This window comes from Ferrimonas gelatinilytica, assembly GCF_039544205.1.
Lineage (GTDB): Bacteria > Pseudomonadota > Gammaproteobacteria > Enterobacterales > Shewanellaceae > Ferrimonas > Ferrimonas gelatinilytica.
The window spans coordinates 125,734-144,692 of record NZ_BAABLF010000005.1; the positions used below are offsets into that span (position 1 = coordinate 125,734).

Annotated in this window: 15 protein-coding genes; 7 read left to right on the forward strand and 8 right to left on the reverse strand. The window is 60.4% G+C overall.

Annotated features, from left to right (window positions below; translation table 11 throughout):
* Positions 1-13: 13 nt before the first annotated feature.
* The 3 genes from ABD997_RS02945 to ppsR form a co-directional block, all read right to left on the reverse strand.
* Positions 14-664 carry a response regulator gene (locus ABD997_RS02945; protein ID WP_345315527.1) on the reverse strand — a complete coding sequence of 217 codons (651 nt, stop codon included), beginning with the start codon at positions 662-664 and terminating at the stop codon, positions 14-16.
* Between the two features lie 124 nt (positions 665-788).
* Positions 789-1,856, reverse strand: coding sequence for a 3-deoxy-7-phosphoheptulonate synthase (locus tag ABD997_RS02950; protein WP_345315528.1), 1,068 nt, complete (start codon positions 1,854-1,856; stop codon positions 789-791).
* Between the two features lie 151 nt (positions 1,857-2,007).
* Positions 2,008-2,820 carry a posphoenolpyruvate synthetase regulatory kinase/phosphorylase PpsR gene (ppsR, locus tag ABD997_RS02955; protein WP_345315529.1) on the reverse strand — a complete coding sequence of 271 codons (813 nt, stop codon included), beginning with the start codon at positions 2,818-2,820 and terminating at the stop codon, positions 2,008-2,010.
* 129 nt (positions 2,821-2,949) lie between these two features.
* On the opposite strand from ppsR, the gene ppsA reads away from it, so the two are divergent.
* From ppsA to ABD997_RS02980, 5 genes are all read left to right on the forward strand, one after another.
* Positions 2,950-5,337, forward strand: coding sequence for a phosphoenolpyruvate synthase (gene ppsA, locus ABD997_RS02960; protein ID WP_345315530.1), 2,388 nt, complete (start codon positions 2,950-2,952; stop codon positions 5,335-5,337).
* Between the two features lie 115 nt (positions 5,338-5,452).
* Entirely contained in the window at positions 5,453-8,509 is a 3,057-nt protein-coding gene (ydiJ, locus tag ABD997_RS02965) for a D-2-hydroxyglutarate dehydrogenase YdiJ (RefSeq protein WP_345315531.1), read from the forward strand.
* 9 nt (positions 8,510-8,518) lie between these two features.
* Positions 8,519-9,082, forward strand: coding sequence for a DUF1285 domain-containing protein (locus tag ABD997_RS02970; protein ID WP_345315532.1), 564 nt, complete (start codon positions 8,519-8,521; stop codon positions 9,080-9,082).
* Positions 9,083-9,224: 142 nt separating this feature from the next.
* Positions 9,225-10,175, forward strand: coding sequence for a DNA-binding transcriptional regulator DsdC (gene dsdC, locus ABD997_RS02975; protein ID WP_345315533.1), 951 nt, complete (start codon positions 9,225-9,227; stop codon positions 10,173-10,175).
* Positions 10,176-10,257: 82 nt separating this feature from the next.
* Positions 10,258-11,097: a MaoC family dehydratase gene (locus tag ABD997_RS02980; protein ID WP_345315534.1), complete on the forward strand. Its 840-nt coding sequence runs from the start codon at positions 10,258-10,260 to the stop codon at positions 11,095-11,097.
* 93 nt (positions 11,098-11,190) lie between these two features.
* Here the strand turns inward: ABD997_RS02980 and ABD997_RS02985 are convergent, their stop codons facing one another.
* The 5 genes from ABD997_RS02985 to ABD997_RS03005 form a co-directional block, all read right to left on the reverse strand.
* A complete protein-coding gene (locus tag ABD997_RS02985) occupies positions 11,191-12,879 on the reverse strand; it encodes an NAD-dependent malic enzyme (protein ID WP_345315535.1) in 1,689 nt (562 codons plus the stop codon).
* Between the two features lie 122 nt (positions 12,880-13,001).
* Positions 13,002-13,706, reverse strand: coding sequence for a hypothetical protein (locus ABD997_RS02990; protein WP_345315536.1), 705 nt, complete (start codon positions 13,704-13,706; stop codon positions 13,002-13,004).
* A 91-nt stretch (positions 13,707-13,797) separates the two neighbouring features.
* Positions 13,798-14,397, reverse strand: coding sequence for a DUF3501 family protein (locus ABD997_RS02995; RefSeq protein ID WP_345315537.1), 600 nt, complete (start codon positions 14,395-14,397; stop codon positions 13,798-13,800).
* Between the two features lie 15 nt (positions 14,398-14,412).
* Positions 14,413-15,759 carry a (Fe-S)-binding protein gene (locus ABD997_RS03000; RefSeq protein ID WP_345315538.1) on the reverse strand — a complete coding sequence of 449 codons (1,347 nt, stop codon included), beginning with the start codon at positions 15,757-15,759 and terminating at the stop codon, positions 14,413-14,415.
* Positions 15,760-15,769: 10 nt separating this feature from the next.
* Positions 15,770-16,189: a rubrerythrin family protein gene (locus ABD997_RS03005; RefSeq protein ID WP_345315539.1), complete on the reverse strand. Its 420-nt coding sequence runs from the start codon at positions 16,187-16,189 to the stop codon at positions 15,770-15,772.
* Positions 16,190-16,372: 183 nt separating this feature from the next.
* Here ABD997_RS03005 and ABD997_RS03010 point away from each other — a divergent pair, with 183 nt between their 5' ends.
* Positions 16,373-17,713 (forward strand): MFS transporter, encoded by a 1,341-nt coding sequence (locus ABD997_RS03010; RefSeq protein ID WP_345315540.1) that lies wholly within the window; start codon positions 16,373-16,375, stop codon positions 17,711-17,713.
* A gap of 136 nt (positions 17,714-17,849) precedes the next feature.
* Positions 17,850-18,956 carry an efflux RND transporter periplasmic adaptor subunit gene (locus tag ABD997_RS03015; RefSeq protein WP_345315541.1) on the forward strand — a complete coding sequence of 369 codons (1,107 nt, stop codon included), beginning with the start codon at positions 17,850-17,852 and terminating at the stop codon, positions 18,954-18,956.
* Positions 18,957-18,959: the final 3 nt, after the last annotated feature.

Below are 18,959 nucleotides of genomic sequence, written 5' to 3' on the forward strand. Positions count from 1 at the left end.
GCTCAATCGAGCTTTACAACGCTTTTTTGGCCATCTCCAGGCCCTGCAGGGCGATCACCGCCTGGGTCCGGTTGCGCACCCCAAGTTTGCGAAAAATCGCGGTGGCATGCGCTTTGATTGTGGCCTCAGACACGCCAAGGTCGTAGGCGATCTGTTTGTTTAGCATCCCTTCGGCGAACATCTGCAGCACCCGGTACTGCTGGGGGGTGAGGTCCGCCAGCCGGTTGCCGATGTCATCCATGGGTGCATCGCAGTCCGCGAGCATGGCGACATTGTCGGGCAGATAGGTATCCCCATCCAGCACCTGCTGAATCGCCTCGGTCAACTGGTCCGGGCTGAAGGACTTGGGGATAAACCCCTGGCAGTCGTAGGAGAGTGCCTTGCTGATGGTATTGGGATCCTCATGGGCGGAGATCACTACCACAGGGACAGCCGGGTGGTGGCTGCGTAGGTGGATAAGGGTCGAGTAACCGTGGCTGTCGGGCATCTCCAGGTCAAGTAACACCAAGTCTACCGAGGTCTGCCTGAGGAGGGTATCGAGACGGGTGGCGCAGTCCGCTTCCAGCCAGCGGGCTTCGATGCGTCCCATGAGGGCCTGACGCAGGGCGCCTCGAAACAGGGGATGGTCATCGGCGATCACTATCGTCAGTTGCGTGTCATCCATGTCCGTCTACGCCTTATCTCATTGTTATCAATTGAGTTACCTGAAACTACTTTAGGGGATTTTTTCGCCTGATAAAAGTCAACCCGGCAAATTGCCGGGTTGTGATTGGGGGTGCGACGAGGGTTCAGCGGGGAAGCTGGGTCCGCCGTGCTCGACTGGCCTTGGCCAGTTTGCGCAGCAGTGCTTCCGAGTCTTCCCAGTTTAGACACGCATCGGTAATGCTTTGTCCGAAGGTCAGGCTCTTACCGGGCACCACCTTTTGACTGCCCTCTACGAGAAAGCTTTCTGCCATCACACCGGCGATGGCGTAGCCATGCGGCGACACCATCTGCTGGCAGATGTCATCTGCGACCTCCAGCTGACGCTGATGCTGCTTGAGGCTGTTGCCGTGGGAGAAGTCCACCACCACGCGGGGGAGCACACCATAACTTTTCAGAGTGTCATGGGCGGCGATAATGTGTGGCGCTTCATAGTTGGGGGCTTTGCCGCCGCGCAGGATGATGTGGCCGAAGGGGTTGCCGTGGGTGCGATACACCGACATATGGCCATCTTTGTCTGGGCTGTAGAAGATGTGGGGTTCCCGGGCCGCGCGGACGGCGTCGATGGCGATCTGTATATTGCCATCGGTGCCGTTCTTGAATCCCACCGGGCAGGAGAGGGCGGATGCCATCTCGCGGTGAACCTGGGATTCTGTGGTACGGGCGCCGATGGCGCCCCAAGTGATCAGATCGGAGATGTACTGACCGTTCACCATATCGAGGAACTCGGTGGCGATGGGCAGTTTCAACTCGGTGATCTTGACCAGCAGTTCACGGGCCAGGCGCAGACCTTTATTGGCGCTAAAGCTGCCATCCAGGTCCGGATCGCTGATCAGGCCCTTCCAGCCGACGATGGTACGGGGTTTCTCGAAGTAGACCCGCATCACAATCAGCAGGTCCTCCTTGAGTTCCTCGTGCAACTTCACCAAGCGCTCCGCATAGGCGATGGCGGCAGTGGCGTCATGAATGGAGCAGGGGCCGATGATCACCAGCAATCGGGGATCCTCGCCGCTGATGATCGCCTCGATATCGCGTCGGGCTTGCAGCAGTGAGTTCGCCCCCGATTCGCTCAGCGGATATTGGCTGGCGAGCTCGGCCGGGGAGATCACTTTGGAGAGTAGGGTGGTGCGTAGTTCGTCAGTCTTAAAGGTCATGGGCTCGGTATACAGGCGATGCGTGGCGCGGTAAAGCGACAGATTCCCGGGAGTATACCGAATTTTCCCCTGGAATGGGTGGCTGAGGTTTGGGAATTTGGCCGCGCTGGTGCTGCGCGGCCAGAGGTTTTTGAGGCGCTTGGCGCGTCGATTAAAACATCTTCCGCTGCATCCCGGTCATGGAGAGGATCTTGGCGGCGATCTCCTCCACCGAGTGGTAAGTGGTATTGATGTAGGGGATGTTCTCCTTGCGATACATCGCCTCCACCTCTTTGAGTTCCATGCGGCACTGGCGCAAAGAGGCGTAGGTGCTGCCCTCAAGGCGCTGGTTACGGATCTCCCGCAGCCGCATGGGATCGATCGTCAGGCCAAACAGTTTGTGTTTGTGCTTTTTCAGCTCCGACGGCAGTCGGAGGTTGTCCATATCTTCCGCTATGAAGGGGTAGTTGGCGGCCTTGATACCAAACTGCATCGACAGATAGAGGCTGGAGGGGGTCTTGCCGCAGCGGGAAACACCCACCAGGATGATCTCTGCCTCCTCGAGGTTCTTCATGGTGATGCCGTCGTCGTTGTCCATGGCGAAGTGGATGGCATCGATACGACTGTCGTAACTGGCATTGTTAATGGAGTGGGTACGGTGGGTTTTTGGTTCGGCTTTGATCCCCAACTGCTCCTCCAGGGGGGCAACAAAGGTGTTGAGAAAGTCATATTCCAGCGCTTCGGTACTCTTTACGACCATCCGGATCTCCGGATTGACGATGGAATGGAACAGGAGCGGCCGCTCTCCTGTAGTAATAAAACAGTTATTAATGCGCGCTTTTACCTCTTCAGCCTTATCCAGCGTTTCCACGAATGGGATCGTAGTTTGTTCAAACTCAAGGGGAAATTGGGAAAGCACCGCATGACCAAACACCTCCGCTGTGATCGCGGTCCCATCGGAGATAAAGTACACTTTTCGCGCCATTTCTTGCCTCGTGTGGTAATAAAATTACAAATAAAAATAACGTTTTACGCGTTGTTTTGGGGGAGTGTAAGATGTGTCCGCCCCTACCGGAAGGGGCCATTGAAAATCTGAGGTAACGAGGAAAGAGCTGTGACCCAATACGTACTCTGGTACCAGGAACTTGGCATGCACGATGTGGGCCGAGTGGGCGGTAAAAACGCTTCGCTGGGTGAGATGATCAGTAACTTATCGAATGCGGGCGTGAAGGTGCCGGGCGGTTTTGCCACCACCTCCGACGCATTTATGGAGTTCCTTGAGCAGAGTGGTCTGAACGAGAAGATCTACAGTGTCCTGGATACCCTGGATGTAGATGATGTGAATGCCTTGGCCAAGGCCGGCGCCCAGATCCGACAGTGGATCATCGATACCCCCTTCACCCCGGCGCTGGATGCTGCCGTGGAAGAAGCTTTCGCCGAACTGTCCAAAGAGGGCGGAGATGAACTCTCCTTCGCCGTTCGCTCCTCCGCAACCGCGGAAGATATGCCCGATGCCTCCTTTGCGGGCCAGCAAGAAACCTTCCTCAACGTCCGTGGAATCGGCGCCGTCAAGCTGGCGATCCACCACGTCTTTGCCTCCCTGTTTAATGACCGCGCCATCTCCTACCGTGTGCACCAGGGTTACGATCATCGCGGTGTGGCCCTCTCCGCCGGTGTCCAGCGCATGGTTCGCTCGGATCGCTCCTCCTCCGGGGTGATGTTCTCCATCGATACCGAGTCTGGCTTCGAGGATGTGGTGTTCATCACCTCCGCCTACGGCTTGGGTGAGATGGTGGTACAGGGCGCGGTTAACCCTGACGAGTTTTATGTTCACAAGCCGATCCTGGCTAAGGGGCACAAGGCTATCGTGCGCCGCAACCTGGGTTCCAAGCTGATTCAGATGGTTTATTCCGCCGATGAAGCTCACGGCAAGCAGGTTGAGATCGTCGATGTGCCGGCGGATCAGCGTGGCCGTTTCTCCATCACCGACGAAGAGGTGCAGGAGCTGGCGAAGCAGGCGGTGGTCATCGAGCAGCACTACGGTCGTCCCATGGACATCGAGTGGGCCAAAGATGGTCTGGACGGTCAGCTCTACATTGTCCAGGCACGTCCTGAAACCGTGCGCTCCAACGAAGATTCCCAGATGATCGAGCGTTTCGCCCTGAGCCAGCGCACTGATGTGTTGGTTGAAGGTCGCGCCATCGGTCACAAGATCGGTGCCGGTACCGCCAAGGTACTGGACTCCATCGAGGAGATGGACAAGATCCAGCCCGGTGATGTGTTGGTGACTGACATGACGGACCCGGACTGGGAGCCGATCATGAAGCGGGCTTCTGCCATCGTGACCAACCGCGGCGGCCGCACCTGTCACGCGGCGATCATCGCCCGTGAGCTGGGGATCCCGGCGGTTGTGGGCTGTGGCGATGCTACCGACAAGATCAACACCGGCGACGCCATCACCGTCTCCTGCGCCGAGGGGGATACTGGCTTCATCTATGAGGGTGAACTGGAGTTTGACGTGACCCGCTCCCGGGTGGACTCCCTGCCGGAGCTGCCGATGAAGATCATGATGAACGTTGGCAACCCGGATCGTGCCTTCGACTTCGGTCGTCTGCCTAACGCCGGCATCGGACTGGCTCGCCTGGAGTTCATCATCAACCGGATGATCGGCGTGCACCCGAAAGCGCTGCTGAACCTGGACGATCAGGACGCCATGGTGCGGGCCGAGATCGAAGAGATGATGGCCGGCTACGACGACCCCAAGGAGTTCTACATCGGCCGCCTGGCGGAAGGCGTTGCAACCCTGGCTGCCTCTGTCTACCCGCAGCGCATCATCGTACGCCTGTCTGACTTCAAGTCCAACGAGTACGCCAACCTGGTGGGTGGCAGCCGCTACGAGCCGGAAGAGGAAAACCCGATGCTGGGCTTCCGCGGCGCGTCCCGCTACATTGACGACAGCTTCCGTGAGTGCTTTGCCCTGGAGTGTGAGGCGATCAAGCGGGTGCGCGGTGAGATGGGCCTGACCAACGTCGAGATCATGATCCCCTTCGTCCGCACCCTGGGTGAAGCGGAAGCGGTGATTGCGGAGCTGGGCAAAAACGGCCTGGAGCGTGGCAAGGATGGACTGCAGGTGCAGATGATGTGCGAACTGCCCTCCAATGCCCTGCTGGCAGACCAGTTCCTCGATTACTTCGACGGTTTCTCCATCGGTTCCAACGACATGACCCAGCTGACCCTGGGCTTGGACCGGGATTCCGGCATCATCAGCCACCTGTTTGATGAGCGTAACCCCGCCATCAAGGCACTGCTCTCCATGGCAATCAAGGCCTGTAAGGCCCGCGGCCGCTACGTGGGGATCTGTGGCCAGGGCCCGTCCGATCACGAAGACTTTGCCCAGTGGCTGGCGGAGGAGGGGATCGACTCCGTCTCCCTCAACCCGGACACCGTGGTGGACACCTGGCTCTACCTGGGTAAAAAACTCAACAACGCCAATGCGCAATAAGCGCAGGGGATAGGTTGATAAGCACCGACCGGTGCTGCAACAAGAAGCCGCCGACAAGGCGGCTTCTTTTTTTTATCCTAGCGGGAAAGGCACTCAACTCGTAAAAGGATCCATCATGCTGCCAGCCTTAGACCCTCGGGCGACCCTGGATCCCCTCTACCAGGGCTACCTGACGGCGCTCAAAGGCGCCGGATTTCAAGGCGAGATAGAGACCCGCTACGGCCATCGCCTGGCCTATGCCACCGACAACAGCATCTACCAGTTGCTGCCGCAGGCGGTGCTGTGCCCCCGCAGCATCGAGGAGTTGCAGATCGCGCTGCGCCTTGCCAGTAACGAAGAGTATGTCGGTATTACCTTCTCTGCCCGGGGCGGTGGCACTGGCACCAATGGGCAGTCACTGAACCGGGGCATCATCGTCGACACGGCCCGCCACCTTACCCGGGTGCTGGAGGTGGACAGTGCCAGCCGCACCGCCCGCGTTCAGTGCGGGGTGATTAAGGATGCCCTTAACGACGAGCTTCGCCCCCACGGCCTCTTCTTTTCGCCGGATCTCTCCACTTCGAATCGTGCCACTCTAGGGGGGATGATCAACACCGACGCCTCCGGTGCCGGCTCCCTGGTGTATGGCAAAACCTCCGATCATGTCCATTCGGTCACCGCGATCCTGGACGATGGTAGCCGCATCGAGACCGGCCCCTGGGACGCCGAGCAGCGGGCCCAGCTTCGGGGGCGGGCGGCGCAGCTGGCAGAGCTGGTGGTCGCCCTGTGTCGGGAGCAGGAAGCAGCGATCGAGTCCCGCTTTCCCAAGTTAAACCGCTTCCTCACCGGGTATGACCTGAAACACTGCTATGACCCGCAGCGGGACGTGGTGGACCTGACCCGGTTATTGTGCGGCAGCGAAGGGACCCTGGCCTTCATCGTCGAGGCGACGCTGGATCTGGATCCCATCCCAGCCCAGCGGGTACTGGTCAACCTGCAGTACGACAGCTTTGATGCGGCCCTGCGTCATGCCCCGACGCTGGTGGCCGCGGAGGCCACCGTGGTGGAAACCATCGACTCCACAGTGCTGAACCTGGCCCGGGAGGACATCATCTGGCATCAGGTCGCGGACTTGGTGGCGCCGGATGACGACGCGGCTCAGGCCCGCTTTGCGGGGATCAACATGGTGGAGTTCTCCGGCGCCGCCGCGCAGGTGACGGCACGGCTTGAGGCGCTGCTGGCGCGCCTGGGGGCCGGGCACCCGGGGGTACTGGGCTACAAGGTGTGTCGGGATGCGGCCAGTATCGGCCGGGTCTACGCCATGCGCAAGAAGGCGGTAGGGCTGCTGGCCAACACCAAGGGGGCGCGCAAACCCCTGGCCTTTGCCGAGGACACCGCGGTGCCGCCGGAGACGTTGGCGGACTTCATCGCCGAGTTTCGGGCGATGCTCGATGCCGAGGGACTCAGCTACGGCATGTTTGGTCATGTGGATGCGGGGGTGTTGCATGTTCGGCCCGCCCTGGATCTGTGCGATCCCGCCGACGAGCAACTGCTGCTGAGCCTCTCCGACAGGGTGGCCAAGCTGACCGAGCGTTACGGCGGGCTGATGTGGGGCGAGCATGGCCGCGGGATCCGATCCAAGTACGGCCCCGATGTGTTTGGGCCCCTGTTCGAGACGCTGCGCCACATCAAGGGGGCGTTTGATCCCCACAATAAGCTCAACCCGGGCAAGATCTGCACCCCAATGGACAGCGATGCGTCGCTGTTGCCGCTGGACAGCGTCACCCGGGGCAGTTTCAACCGCACCATCAGCCCCCTGAGCCGAGAACAGTACGAACGGGCGCTGCGCTGCAACGGCAACGGCCTCTGCTTCAATTACCAGAGCAGTACGCCGATGTGCCCCAGCTTTAAGGCGAGTGGTGACCGGGTGGAGAGCCCCAAGGGGCGCGCGGAGCTGATGCGGGCCTGGTTGAGGTTGTTGGCACGGGAAGGGGTGGATCTTTCCAGCTACCCCCCAAAGCCGGCTTCCCTGTGGCAGCGTTGGCGCAACAGTCGCGATGGGGCAGCGGATTTCTCCCACGAGGTGTACGCCGGCATGCAAAGCTGCCTCGCCTGTAAGGCGTGCTCCGGGGCGTGCCCGGTGAAGGTAGACATTCCAACCCTCAGGGCGGAGTTTCTCCATCACTACTACGGTCGCTATCTGCGCCCAATGAAGGACTACCTGGTAGCCCGTCTGGAAGACACCCTGCCGTTGCAGGCCCGCTTCGCCGGACTGTTTAACCTGCTGACGCAAAACCCCGTCAGTCGCTACCTGGTAAAAACGCTGCTGGGCTACGTGGATACGCCAGCCCTCTCCGTGCCCACCCTTAGGGCGCGGCTGGGACGGAGCCAGCCTGCGACGATGACGGAGCTGGAGCAGCAACTGGCCGACATGAGTGATCAGCAGCGGGCAGACGCGGTGCTGCTGGTGCAGGACCCTTTCAACAGCCATTACGATGCGGCGGTGGTGGAGCAGGGACTGAGGCTGCTGAGGCTGCTGGGGTTTACCCCCCTGCTGGTGCCCTACCTGAAAAACGGCAAACCGGAGCACATCAAGGGGTTTCTCGACCGTTTTCGTCAGACCGCCGCTGGCACCGCCGATGCGCTGAACCGCCTGGCCCGTTACCAGGTCCCTATGGTCGGGCTGGATCCTGCCCTGGTATTGACCTACCAGGATGAGTACGTTGAGGCCCTGGGCGCGGAGCAGGTTCGGTTCCAGGTGCAGATGTTGCCGCCATTCTTGCTCAGTCAGCGCCATCGCTGGCGCCAGCAGGCTTGTGGACGGGGACACTATCGGTTGATGGGGCACTGTACCGAGAGCAGCGTGCGGCCCCAGGGCGGTCAGGAGTGGCAGCAGCTGTTTGCCCATTTTGGCCTGACCCTGGATCTGGTCAGTGTTGGCTGCTGTGGCATGGCGGGAACCTATGGCCATGAGAGCGTCAACCTGACGCGCTCCCGGGCGCTCTACCAGATGCATTGGCAGGCTGAGATCGAGTCGGATGCGCCGGAAGCCCTGGTCAGCGGCTACTCTTGCCGTAGTCAGGTGAAGCGGATCGCCCATCAGCGCCTGCGCCACCCGCTGCAAGCGCTGCTGCAGCAACTGGAGGGGGTCAACCTGGCCCTGGATGAAACCACCCGATCCCGCACCGGGTAAGGAGATGCCATGCTGGAACGTCTGACCACCCAGGTGGGGGAGCATCCTAAGCTGGCGCTTTGGGATCCTCCCCTGTGTGGCGATATCGATATCGAGATCGATCGCGAGGGAGTGTGGCACAGCCAGGGCAGTCCCATCACCCGGGAGCGACTGGTGCGATTACTGGCCAGCGTGCTGCGCCGGGAGGCGGACGGTCACTACTACCTGGTCACGCCGGTGGAGAAGTGGCGGATCCGGGTTCAGGACAAACCCTTCCTGCTAACGGAGCTGCGCTATGGCAAAGACCCCGAGAGTGCCGCTGAGGTGCCGGAAACCGATCTGGCCACCGTCCAACAGGATGATAGCGGGGGCCGGCGCTGGTGGTTGATGGGTCCCCTGGGTGTTGCGCTCCCCGTGGGCCCTTCGCACCCCTGGACCCTGGCGGGGGAGCTGCCCTGCATTTTGTTGTGGCACGGTAACCAGGGGCGGCTTGGACGCAACCTCTACTATCGATTGGCGCAGCAGGCCAGTTTGCGTAATGGGGAGTATGGTGTTGAGCTCAATGGCCAGTGGTGTCCCCTTGGGCGGGCTTGAGCGCTTTGCTGCCATGCCCGTTCGAACTGCCGCTGTGTGATCCCGCTCCCGAACCCATCACCGCGTCATCGCTCTGTCTGGTGCCGCCGGGGGCGTGAATTATGATGGAGGGAAGATCCATTGAGGTTATGCGAACACCATTATGCTGAGTAGCGCTATTCTCTCCTCCATGCACTGCTTCGCCAGCGCGGCCCGTCACTTGAGTTTTACCCAGGCGGCCCAGGAGTTGCACCTGACCCAGAGTGCCGTTAGCCACAGGATCAAGAAGCTGGAGGAGCAGCTGGGATTCAAGCTGTTTCTGCGCTTCAACCGCCGGCTGCAGTTAACCGAGCAGGGAGCTGGTCTTTTGGCGGTACTGGAGAGCTCCCTGGGAGAGCTGGACGCCGCCATCCGGGATCTGCGCCAGCAGGAGTTCACCTCCTCACTGAGTATCGCCGTACCCCACAGCTTTGCTCGCTGCTGGTTGGCGGAGCGTCTTGGGGATCTTCATCGCCGCTACCCCAAGCTGACCCTCAAGGTGCGCGCCCAGAATCGCACCACGGATTTTCAGCATGAGCCGGTGGATGTGGCGGTCTATTATGACTTGCCCGGCCAGCACAAGCTGCACCAACATGAGTTGTTTGACGAATACCTGGTGCCAGTGTGCAGTGCCGAGTATGCCGACGAGTACCGGCTGTGGCAGAACCCCGATGGGTTGGAGGCATGCCTGCTGCTTCATGACGAGACGGTTTGGAAGGGAACCGGGATGCACACTGAGTGGGTGTACTGGGCGCGGGATGCTGGCCTCACCCACCTGGATATGGAGCGGGGCTATGTCTTCAACCGGGCGGATCTGGCCTATCGAGCCGCCATGTCTGGCCAGGGGGTAGCGTTGGGACGTTGGCATATGGTCGCGCCCCAGCTGACTGCAGGGAATCTGGTGGTGCCCTTTGATGCCTTTGTCCGTGCCGCCCAACGCTACCTGGTGGTGTGTCACCCGGATCGGCGGGATGTCCCCTCCATCCGGGCGATGTTCGATTGGTTGGAACAACAAGCCCAACTCAGTGTTGAGCAGCGCCAGGCACAGAGAAAAACGTTAAGCTTCCGCCGTTAACCGTTGTGGTCGGGCCTCTGCATGGGGGGAAGGCGGGTATGCTAGCGACGCCTTAACCTCAGACAGTGAAATAGGAAGTGTCATGCAGCAGTCGATCCGCACCGATCAGATCCCCTCGAACTTAACCCTGCTGTGGAAGGGATTCACCAAGCGTTGCGATAATGCTGAGCTGCCGGATGCCCAGATCGAGGTGGCCAACTTTCGCCTGGACCCCGCCAAACTCAAGCGCTACAACGCATTTTGTGGTTTCGAGTCCGGTGCGCTGCCCCTGAGCTTCCCGTTCGTGGCCACACAGCCGCTGCAACTGATGCTGCTGACGGATCCGGATGTGCCGGTCAAGCCTCTTGGGATGATCCACATGGGAGTAAGGTTCGTGCAGTCTGCCCCGATGGATACCGACAGCGACTACCGCTTTGTCCTCAATGTCGGCACGCAGCAGCGCACCGATGCCGGTTTGGAGTTTGAACTGGTGGGACGTTTCTTCGGTGCGCAGGATCAGGAGGTGGCAGCGTACTACAGTCGCTGCTTGCTGCGGATGCCGCCGCCGGAAAATAGCCGCCGTCGCCGACCGGCTCGAACTCCGAGGGTGACCCGGGATTGGCAGGCACTGGCATCGCTGACGCTGGATACCGCCTCGGCCAGGGGATACGCCAAGATCTCCGGCGACTATAACCCCATCCATCTGCACAGGTTCACCGCCAAGCCGTTTGGCTTTGATGCGCCCATTGCCCACGGGATGTACATGGTTGCCAAGGTACTATCAACGGTCAAAACGCCGCTTAAAGCGGCCGAGTTTGATTTCAAGCGTCCCGCACTGCTGCCGATCAGCGCAACGGTGGAGGGGGAAGGTGAGGCGCTCCGGCTGGTCAATGAGGGCGGAAAACCGTTGCTCGAGGGCCAGGTGAGCCCCCTGGAGGCGTGAGCGGGCACAAACCGCCTACCGGCTTGCCCACAGCGTCAACCAGAAAAAACGCCACCCCGTTGGGTGGCGTTTTCGATTCCCGGTCAGGAAAATTTAGAACGCTGAGCGCTTGTAGCTGCGGTATTCCGGGGTCCAGTAGACCGAGTCGATCGCCGCGCGCAGATCATCCAGTTTGACCTTCATGGCAACGCCATCGGCCATGGCCGCTTTACCCACGGCAAAGGCGATCTGCTTGCTCACCTCCTGAATCGACTCTAACGACGGCAGCAGCGGGCCTTCCCCCTTCTGGCCAAGGGGCGAACACTCCGCCAGGGCACGACTGGAGGCCATCAGCATGTTGTCGGTAATGCGGCTGGCCCCGGCGGCGAGTGCGCCCAGTCCTACGCCTGGGAAGATGTAGCTGTTGTTGCACTGCGCGATGGGGTAAACCTCGTCGTTCAGGTGGACCGGCGTAAAGGGGCTGCCGGTGGCAACCAGGGCCCGCCCGTCGCTCCATCGCAGGATGTTTTCCGGCGTCGCCTCCACCCGGCTGGTGGGGTTGGAGAGGGGGAAGACGATGGGGCGGTCGTGGTGCTCGGCCATGGAGCGGATCACCTCTTCGGTGAACAGTCCTGGTTGCCCGGAAACGCCGATCAACACCGAGGGCTTGGCATTACGGATCACATCCAGCAGGGCGATGTTGTTGTCCTCCAGGGCCCAACCCTTGATCGCTTTCTGCTGCTGCACCAGTTTTTGCTGGAAATCCAACAGGTTGACCATCCCTTCCTGCAACAGGCCCCAGCGGTCGACCATGAAGATCCGGGCCCGGGCGGCGCTTTCCGAGAGCCCCTGAGCCACCATCTCCGCGATGATCGCTTCGGCGATGCCGCAACCTGCGGAACCGGCGCCGAGGAAAGCGACGGTTTGGTCTTTGAGCTCCTGCCCCTGAGCTTTACAGGCGGCCAGCAGGGAGCCCACGGTAACCGCGGCGGTGCCCTGGATGTCATCGTTGAAGCAGCACATGCGATCTTTGTAGCGCTCCAGCAGGGGCATGGCGTTTTTCTGGGCGAAATCTTCGAACTGGACCAGGGCATCGGGCCAGCGCCGCTGGATCGCCTGCATCACCAGTTCAACAAACTCCTCGTACTCCTCACCGGTCACCCGCGGTTGGCGCAGGCCCATGTACATGGGATCTTCGAGCAGTTGGGCGTTATCGGTGCCCACATCGAGCACGATGGGCAGGGTATAGGCGGGGCTGATCCCACCGCAGGCGGTGTAGAGGGAGAGTTTCCCGATCGGGATCCCCATGCCGCCGATCCCCTGATCGCCGAGGCCCAGGATCCGTTCCCCATCGGTGATCACGATCACTTTGGCGTGTTGTGGCACGGTGTTGGCCAGCAGATCATCGACGCGATTCCTATCCGAATAGGAGATGAAGAGCCCACGGGCACGACGGTAGATGTCTGAAAACTGCTGACAGGCGGCCCCGACCGTGGGGGTGTAGATGATCGGCATCATCTCGCTGATGTGGTCCTGCACCAGGCGGTAGAACAACGTCTCGTTAGTGTCCTGGATGTTACGCAGGTAGACGTGGCGGTCCATGTCGCTGGTGAAGTTGGCGTACTGCTTGTAGGCTCGCTTGGCTTGTTCCTCAATGGACTCTACGGCGGCGGGCAGCAGGCCGTGCAGGTTAAAGGAGTCTCGCTCCTCCTGGGTAAAGCCGGAGCCCTTGTTAAGCAGGGGGGCTTCCAGCAGTACTGGACCAGCGTAGTGGATATAAAGTGGGCGTTTGTTGTCGTCCATGAAAGACCTTCTACGACAAGAGGTTGTTGGGCGGTTTATTGGACGCAGAGTGTACCACAGCTTATGGCGTGACGAAGGGCGTGAAACGGCTTTTTCCTGCTTTGGCAGTGGATCGGTCTGGCTCAGGGATGAGCCGTTTTTTTAAAGAGCAGAGGATCGGGACTGGAGGGGGAAGGGAACAGAGTCGGTGATGCAGCCTCAGCCGCATCAAGACGGTAGTGGACGCGGTAAAGCGTCCGCCAGTAAGGCTCTCTGTCATCAAGGTAATCGAGTCGTGCGTGCTCTTGGAGGGTGCTGCCCTGGCGGGTGAAAACCCGGCGCAGGCGCACGGGCCTGTCGCGTAGTCGACAGAGCTGATCGAACGCTGCAGTCCAGATTTGACTGGAGAGGCGTTGCCAGCGTACCAACTCGGCAGACACCGCGTCGGAACCGGTACAAGGAAGAGCAGCGGAGAATGGGCGCGAAGCGTTCGGGATAACCAGCGTTAGGGTGTCATCAATAATGCGCGGCTGCGGTCTCTGTGCATTGCTCAGCTGCAAGGAGAAGCGGTAGTGCAACGTCAGGGATGGGAGGTTTGGCATCAGTGCGTTCCCCGAGGAGTGCCCGGTGGAGGGGAAGGCCATCAGGATTACCGATGATCGCTTATCCGTGTGCGAAGAGTTGGGGCCAAGCAGAGTGCCCTGCCATCGGCCCTCCAGGGCGCGGAGCAACGCCGTCTCAGGTTGGGCTTCTGCGCCGGCAGGAGAGAGGCTCCCCCATGCCGGCAAGGTGGCGAGCGCCAGGGCAAGAAACAGAAGCCGCATGGGGGCATTGCGAGGAGGGTTCATGAGGCCTTTGACGAAACCTGAGCGCCCGCTGGGGCCGCTTTGTCCAAGCGAATTACGATGGCTGCACTCTACCCGAAACGCCCGTGACGGCTCAGTGGGGACGCAGGGGATCAAGGGTCTGGATCAGGGCACTGCGCGTTGGTTCGCCAAGCGGCTCTGTTCGGGCGGCCAATGCCGGATGTTCACAGCTAAACCAGACCGGCGCACCTTCACTGAGTGCCTGTCGCATTTCGTCACTCAGTTGCCAGCGCAGGAAATGGACGCTGGAGGTCTTGCCCGGCTCACTTCTGTCCATATCCTCGTCAGCCACGGGTGCCACTGCCGGTTCATCGCCCACATGCAGCATCACCTGCTCCTCTATCCCCACCAATTGACTGAGGGCTTCACGACGCTCATCGATATCCGGGTACTCCAGCATCATGGTGGCTTTCCAGTTGTCCCCGTCCGGGATCAACGGGTTGTATGCATCCAGCTCCTGCTGTATCTCCTCGGCTTCAAACAGCTTCTCGATACGCAGCATCTCCTGCACCTGGTACTGAATGGTCAGTCGGTCCTCGAACAGCAGGCGCAGGTGGGGACCCAGTGACAGTTGCAGCGACTGCTTGTGGCCCATCACCCGGGCTCGAAAGCCGTCACGTTGGGCCGCGTAAGACTCCAGAGACAAAAGATCATCCCGTTGCAGTTTCTTCATCGTCTCCTCCGTTGCTCATAGGCCATAGGCCTGACGCAGCAGTGTCATGGGGTGAGGAATGGCGGTAGGTCGGTCCAGCTGGCTGCCGATGTGACTGGCCGCCATGGGACAATCGCTGGTGTGGTGATCCGGTTGGGTCTCGTTGACCCGCCGAACCACCGGTCTGGCGATCTTCACCGAGGCATCCCGGGTTTCCAGTTTGACCGCGTAGGTTCCGTCGTGCCCGGAGCAGCGCTCTATGGTGGTGATCTCCGTATCCGGGATCAGTGCCAGGAGATCTCGCGTACGGGGGCCAAAGTTCTGCACTCGTTGATGGCAGGCGGGTTGGTAGCTGATCTTTCCCAGTGAGCGGGCGAATTCGGTATTGAGGGCGCCCGCCTTGTGCCTGAGCCAGAGATACTCAAAGGGATCGAAGAAGGCCCGGGCGACCAAGGCCACCTCCTCGTCGTCCGGGTACATCAGCGGCAACTCCTGCTTGAACATCAGTACACAGGAGGGGATCGGGGCGGTCAGGTCCCACCCCTCCCGAACCCAGCGGGCCAACAGCGGAATATTGTGGCGTTTGAGCCGGTCGACGCTCTCCAGATCGCCCAGTTCCAACTTCGGCATGCCGCAGCACTGCTCACTCTCAATGGCAGTAAACTGGACCCGGTTGTGGGTAAAGACTGCAATGAAATCTTCCGCCAGCTCCGGGGCGGTGTAGTTGGCAAAGCAGGTAGCGAAGATCGCCAGCTTGCCGCTGGTCTCGCCAACCGCGTGTGCCTCAATCTCGTCGGCCTGAGCTTTGGCGTTCGTGTGATGGTTAACGCGTTGGACCAAAGTGGGGCGCTGATAGGCGGGCAGCTGTGCTGACCGGTGGATCCCCAGCCCCTTCTCCAATGCCACACGAAACACCTGAATATCCCTCGTTGCGTTGAGAGTGTGCCTGATGCCGGGAGCGCTGGCCCAGCGGCCGACGCTGTCGGTGCTGGTCAGAAGGCGGTCACGCGCCCCGGCGCCATGGGCTTTGAAGTGCTGCGCCTTGGCCTGAAGCATCAGATGTGGGAAGTCTACCGCCCATTCGTGGGGAGGCACGTAGGGACACTTGGTCATAAAGCAGAGGTCGCACAGGTAGCAGTGGTCGACCACCTTCTTGAAGTCCCGCTTATCGACCCCGTCCACCTCCATGGTGTCAGACTCATCCACCAGGTCGAAGAGGGTAGGGAAGGATTGGCAGAGGCTGACGCAGCGTCGGCAACCGTGGCAGATGTCGAAGACCCGCTCCAGCTCCTGCTCAAGGACCGCCTTATCGTAGAACTTCTCATCGCGCCACCGGATGGGGTGGCGCACCGGCGCTTCAAGGCTGCCCTCTTTACGACTCATGAGATGCTTCCTACTCGTCCAAATTATCCAGCGCTTTCTGGAACCGGTTCGCGTGGGAGCGCTCCGCCTTTGCCAGGGTTTCGAACCAGTCGGCAATCTCATCAAACCCTTCGTCGCGGGCCGTTTTCGCCATCCCGGGGTACATATCGGTGTACTCGTGGGTCTCGCCGGCGATCGCCGCCTTCAGGTTACTGCTGGTGCCCCCGATGGGCAGACCGGTGGCGGGATCGCCGACCGCCTCAAGGTACTCAAGATGCCCATGGGCGTGGCCCGTTTCCCCCTCAGCGGTGGATCGGAAGACCGCAGCCACGTCGTTGTATCCCTCCACGTCGGCCTTGGCGGCAAAGTAGAGGTAGCGGCGGTTGGCCTGGGATTCGCCGGAGAAGGCGTCTTTCAGATTTTGCTCGGTTTGTGACCCTTTCAACGACATGGGAACCTCCTCAAACGGTCAAAGATGTCGATGCATCTGTAACGATAGACCGCCGGGATGAGGAGGATGATTGGATTTATTAGCTGGGTTAATCGGCTAAGGCGAATGATCCTTGGGAGTGTCATTTGGAAACATCGAACATGCCAGGACCTACTTCCATGGTGTAGCCTGAGCATTAATTTTATGAAACAGGGCGTTGCCATGGATGAGCGAAAGCGGATGGCCGGCAGAAAACGGGAGATCTTCGGCTGGGCGATGTTCGATGTGGCCAACTCTGCCTACACCACTGTGGTGATCACCCTGGTCTACAGCGCCTTCTTTGTCGACTACCTGGTGCCGGAGCAGAGCCCCTGGCGCAACAGCCTCTGGGGTTTTGCGATGGCTGTATCCAGCCTGTTGGCGATGATGTTGGCGCCCATAATGGGCGCCCTGGTGGATCTCTATGGCGGCAAAAAGCGGATGCTGATGATGAGCCTCTGGCTCTGCGCCCTCGCCACCGGGCTGCTCTATTTCGTCGGTCCCGGCGGTCTGATCTGGGCATTGGGCCTGATCGTGATAAGCAATACCGCCTGGATGCTGTCCGAGGTGTTTTGTGCCGCTTACCTGACGGATCTGGCGGACGAGCGAAGTATGGGGTGGATCTCCGGCCTGGGGTGGGGGCTGGGCTACTTGGGCGGTCTGGCCAGCCTGGTCTGGGTGCTGTTTGGGATCATCCAGGTGACCCCTGAGAGGGATCTCAATCTCTATATTCATCAAAACCAGTTGGCGATGGTCGCGGTGGCTGCCTTTCTGGTGCTGGTTTCTCTGCCCTCATTGTGGTGGCTCAGGGAGAGGCGCCCTATGGCATCGAACATTCGTTGGCAACGAATTTGGCCCAGGTTGCACCAACGCTTGAATGCTAGCTGGCACCTTCGCCAATCACTGCCCGTCCTGTGGCGTTTCCTCGGGATCTTTACCCTTTACAGCGCCGGCATGGCGATCATCATCAAGTTCTTCGGGATCTACCTGGCCTCGGAGCTGAGTCTTACCCCGGGCGAGAAGACCGCGATCTTTCTTGCCCTGCAGCTTTCAGCCCTTTTGGGTGCACTGCTTTTCGGCGTGCTGGAGCGCGCCATCGGGCCCAAGGCCACGGTGATCCTGACCCTGCTCTGGTGGGCCGCGGGTGTCCTTTGCATCTTCTATCTGAAACCCCTGGCACAGTGGACGGGCCAAACGCAAAACGACCTCTTCATGCTCTGCTCCGTAATGGCCGGCGCTGGTCTTGGTGCGACACAAAGTGCCAGTCGAACCCTGGTGGGTCTCCTGGCGCCTCGTGGCTGGAGCAGCCTAGTATTCGGGCTTTGGGGGGTATGCAGCCGAGCGTCGGCGATCCTCGGCAGCCTGGCTTTTGCCTTGGTGGCGGATCTCCTCTCTTTGCGCCAAGGCCTGTTGGTTATCCTGGCTTTTTTCCTGATAGGTGCCTTGTTGCTGCTGTTTCTGCCCTATCAGCGGGGGCGTGAGCAGGCCCTGACCCTGGTGCAATAAAGTCTCACCGGACCTAGGACATCCCGAGCAACATTGCCTAAGTTTGCTACGTTTTGAATGCCGTGATCTTTTTCGGCAAACTTCTTGGGAGCAACGGCATATGGCATTTCGGGACTGGGCATGGCTTGTCATGTTAATGGCGGCGTTTACGCTGTCTGCCTGTGGGGATTCGGATCAAGTAACCGGCGGGCCCCCGCCCATTGAGGTCGGTGCCCTCACGCTTAACGCGCAACCCGTGACGCTGACCTCCGTCCTGGCTGGACGTACCAAGGCCTCGCTGGAAGCGGAAGTACGGCCCCAAATCAGTGGCATCATCCTGGAACAGAACTTCCGCGAAGGCGCCCCGGTTGAGAAGGGACAACAGCTTTATCTTATTGATCCTGCCCCCTTTGAGGCTCGCCTGGTGCAGGCCAAGGCCGCCCTCTCCCGGGCAAGAGCGAATCTCAAGACCGCTCAGGCCCGCGCCGAACGTTACCAGATCCTGGTGGACTCCCGTGCGGTCTCCCGTCAGGACTTCGATGACGCCCAGGCACAATATTTCCAGGCGTTGGCGGACGTGGAAACCGCGTTGGCCCAGGTGGAAACGGCGGAGATCGATCTGGACTATACGCGGGTTTACAGCCCCATCACCGGCCTGGCGGGTCGTTCGACGGTGACACCCGGCGCTTTGGTGACGGCCAGCCAGGCCCAGCCGTTGGTCACCGTGCAGCAGTTTGATCCCATCTTCGTGGACGTCACCGAATCCAGTCGGGAACTCAACACACTACGACGCGCCTGGGCCAGTGGCGACATCGAGCGGGTGGATGAGGATGCTGCCGCCATCGTACTCTATTTTGACGATGGCTCGCGCTACCAACATCCGGGTGAATTCAAGTTTGCGGACATCAACGTGGATGTCACGACCGGCACCTTCACCATACGTACTACCTTCCCCAACCCCGATTACCTGCTCCTGCCCGGCATGTTTGTTCGGGCCGAGCTGGTTCGTGGGCGCATGTCGAAGGGCTTTCTGGTTCCGGCCCGTGGGGTATCCCGAAATGCCAAGGGGCAAGCCACGGTAATGGTGCTCGATAAGGACAACAGGGTGGAGCAGAGGGTAGTGGAGGCCGCTCAGCTGATCGGTCAGTCCTGGTTGGTGACCGACGGGGTGGTGGAGGGTGAGCGAGTGATCCTGGAGGGGCTGCAATACGTGCGACCCGGCGTAACCGTGACCCAGGTTAATCCCATCGAACCGGAGGCTTGAGCC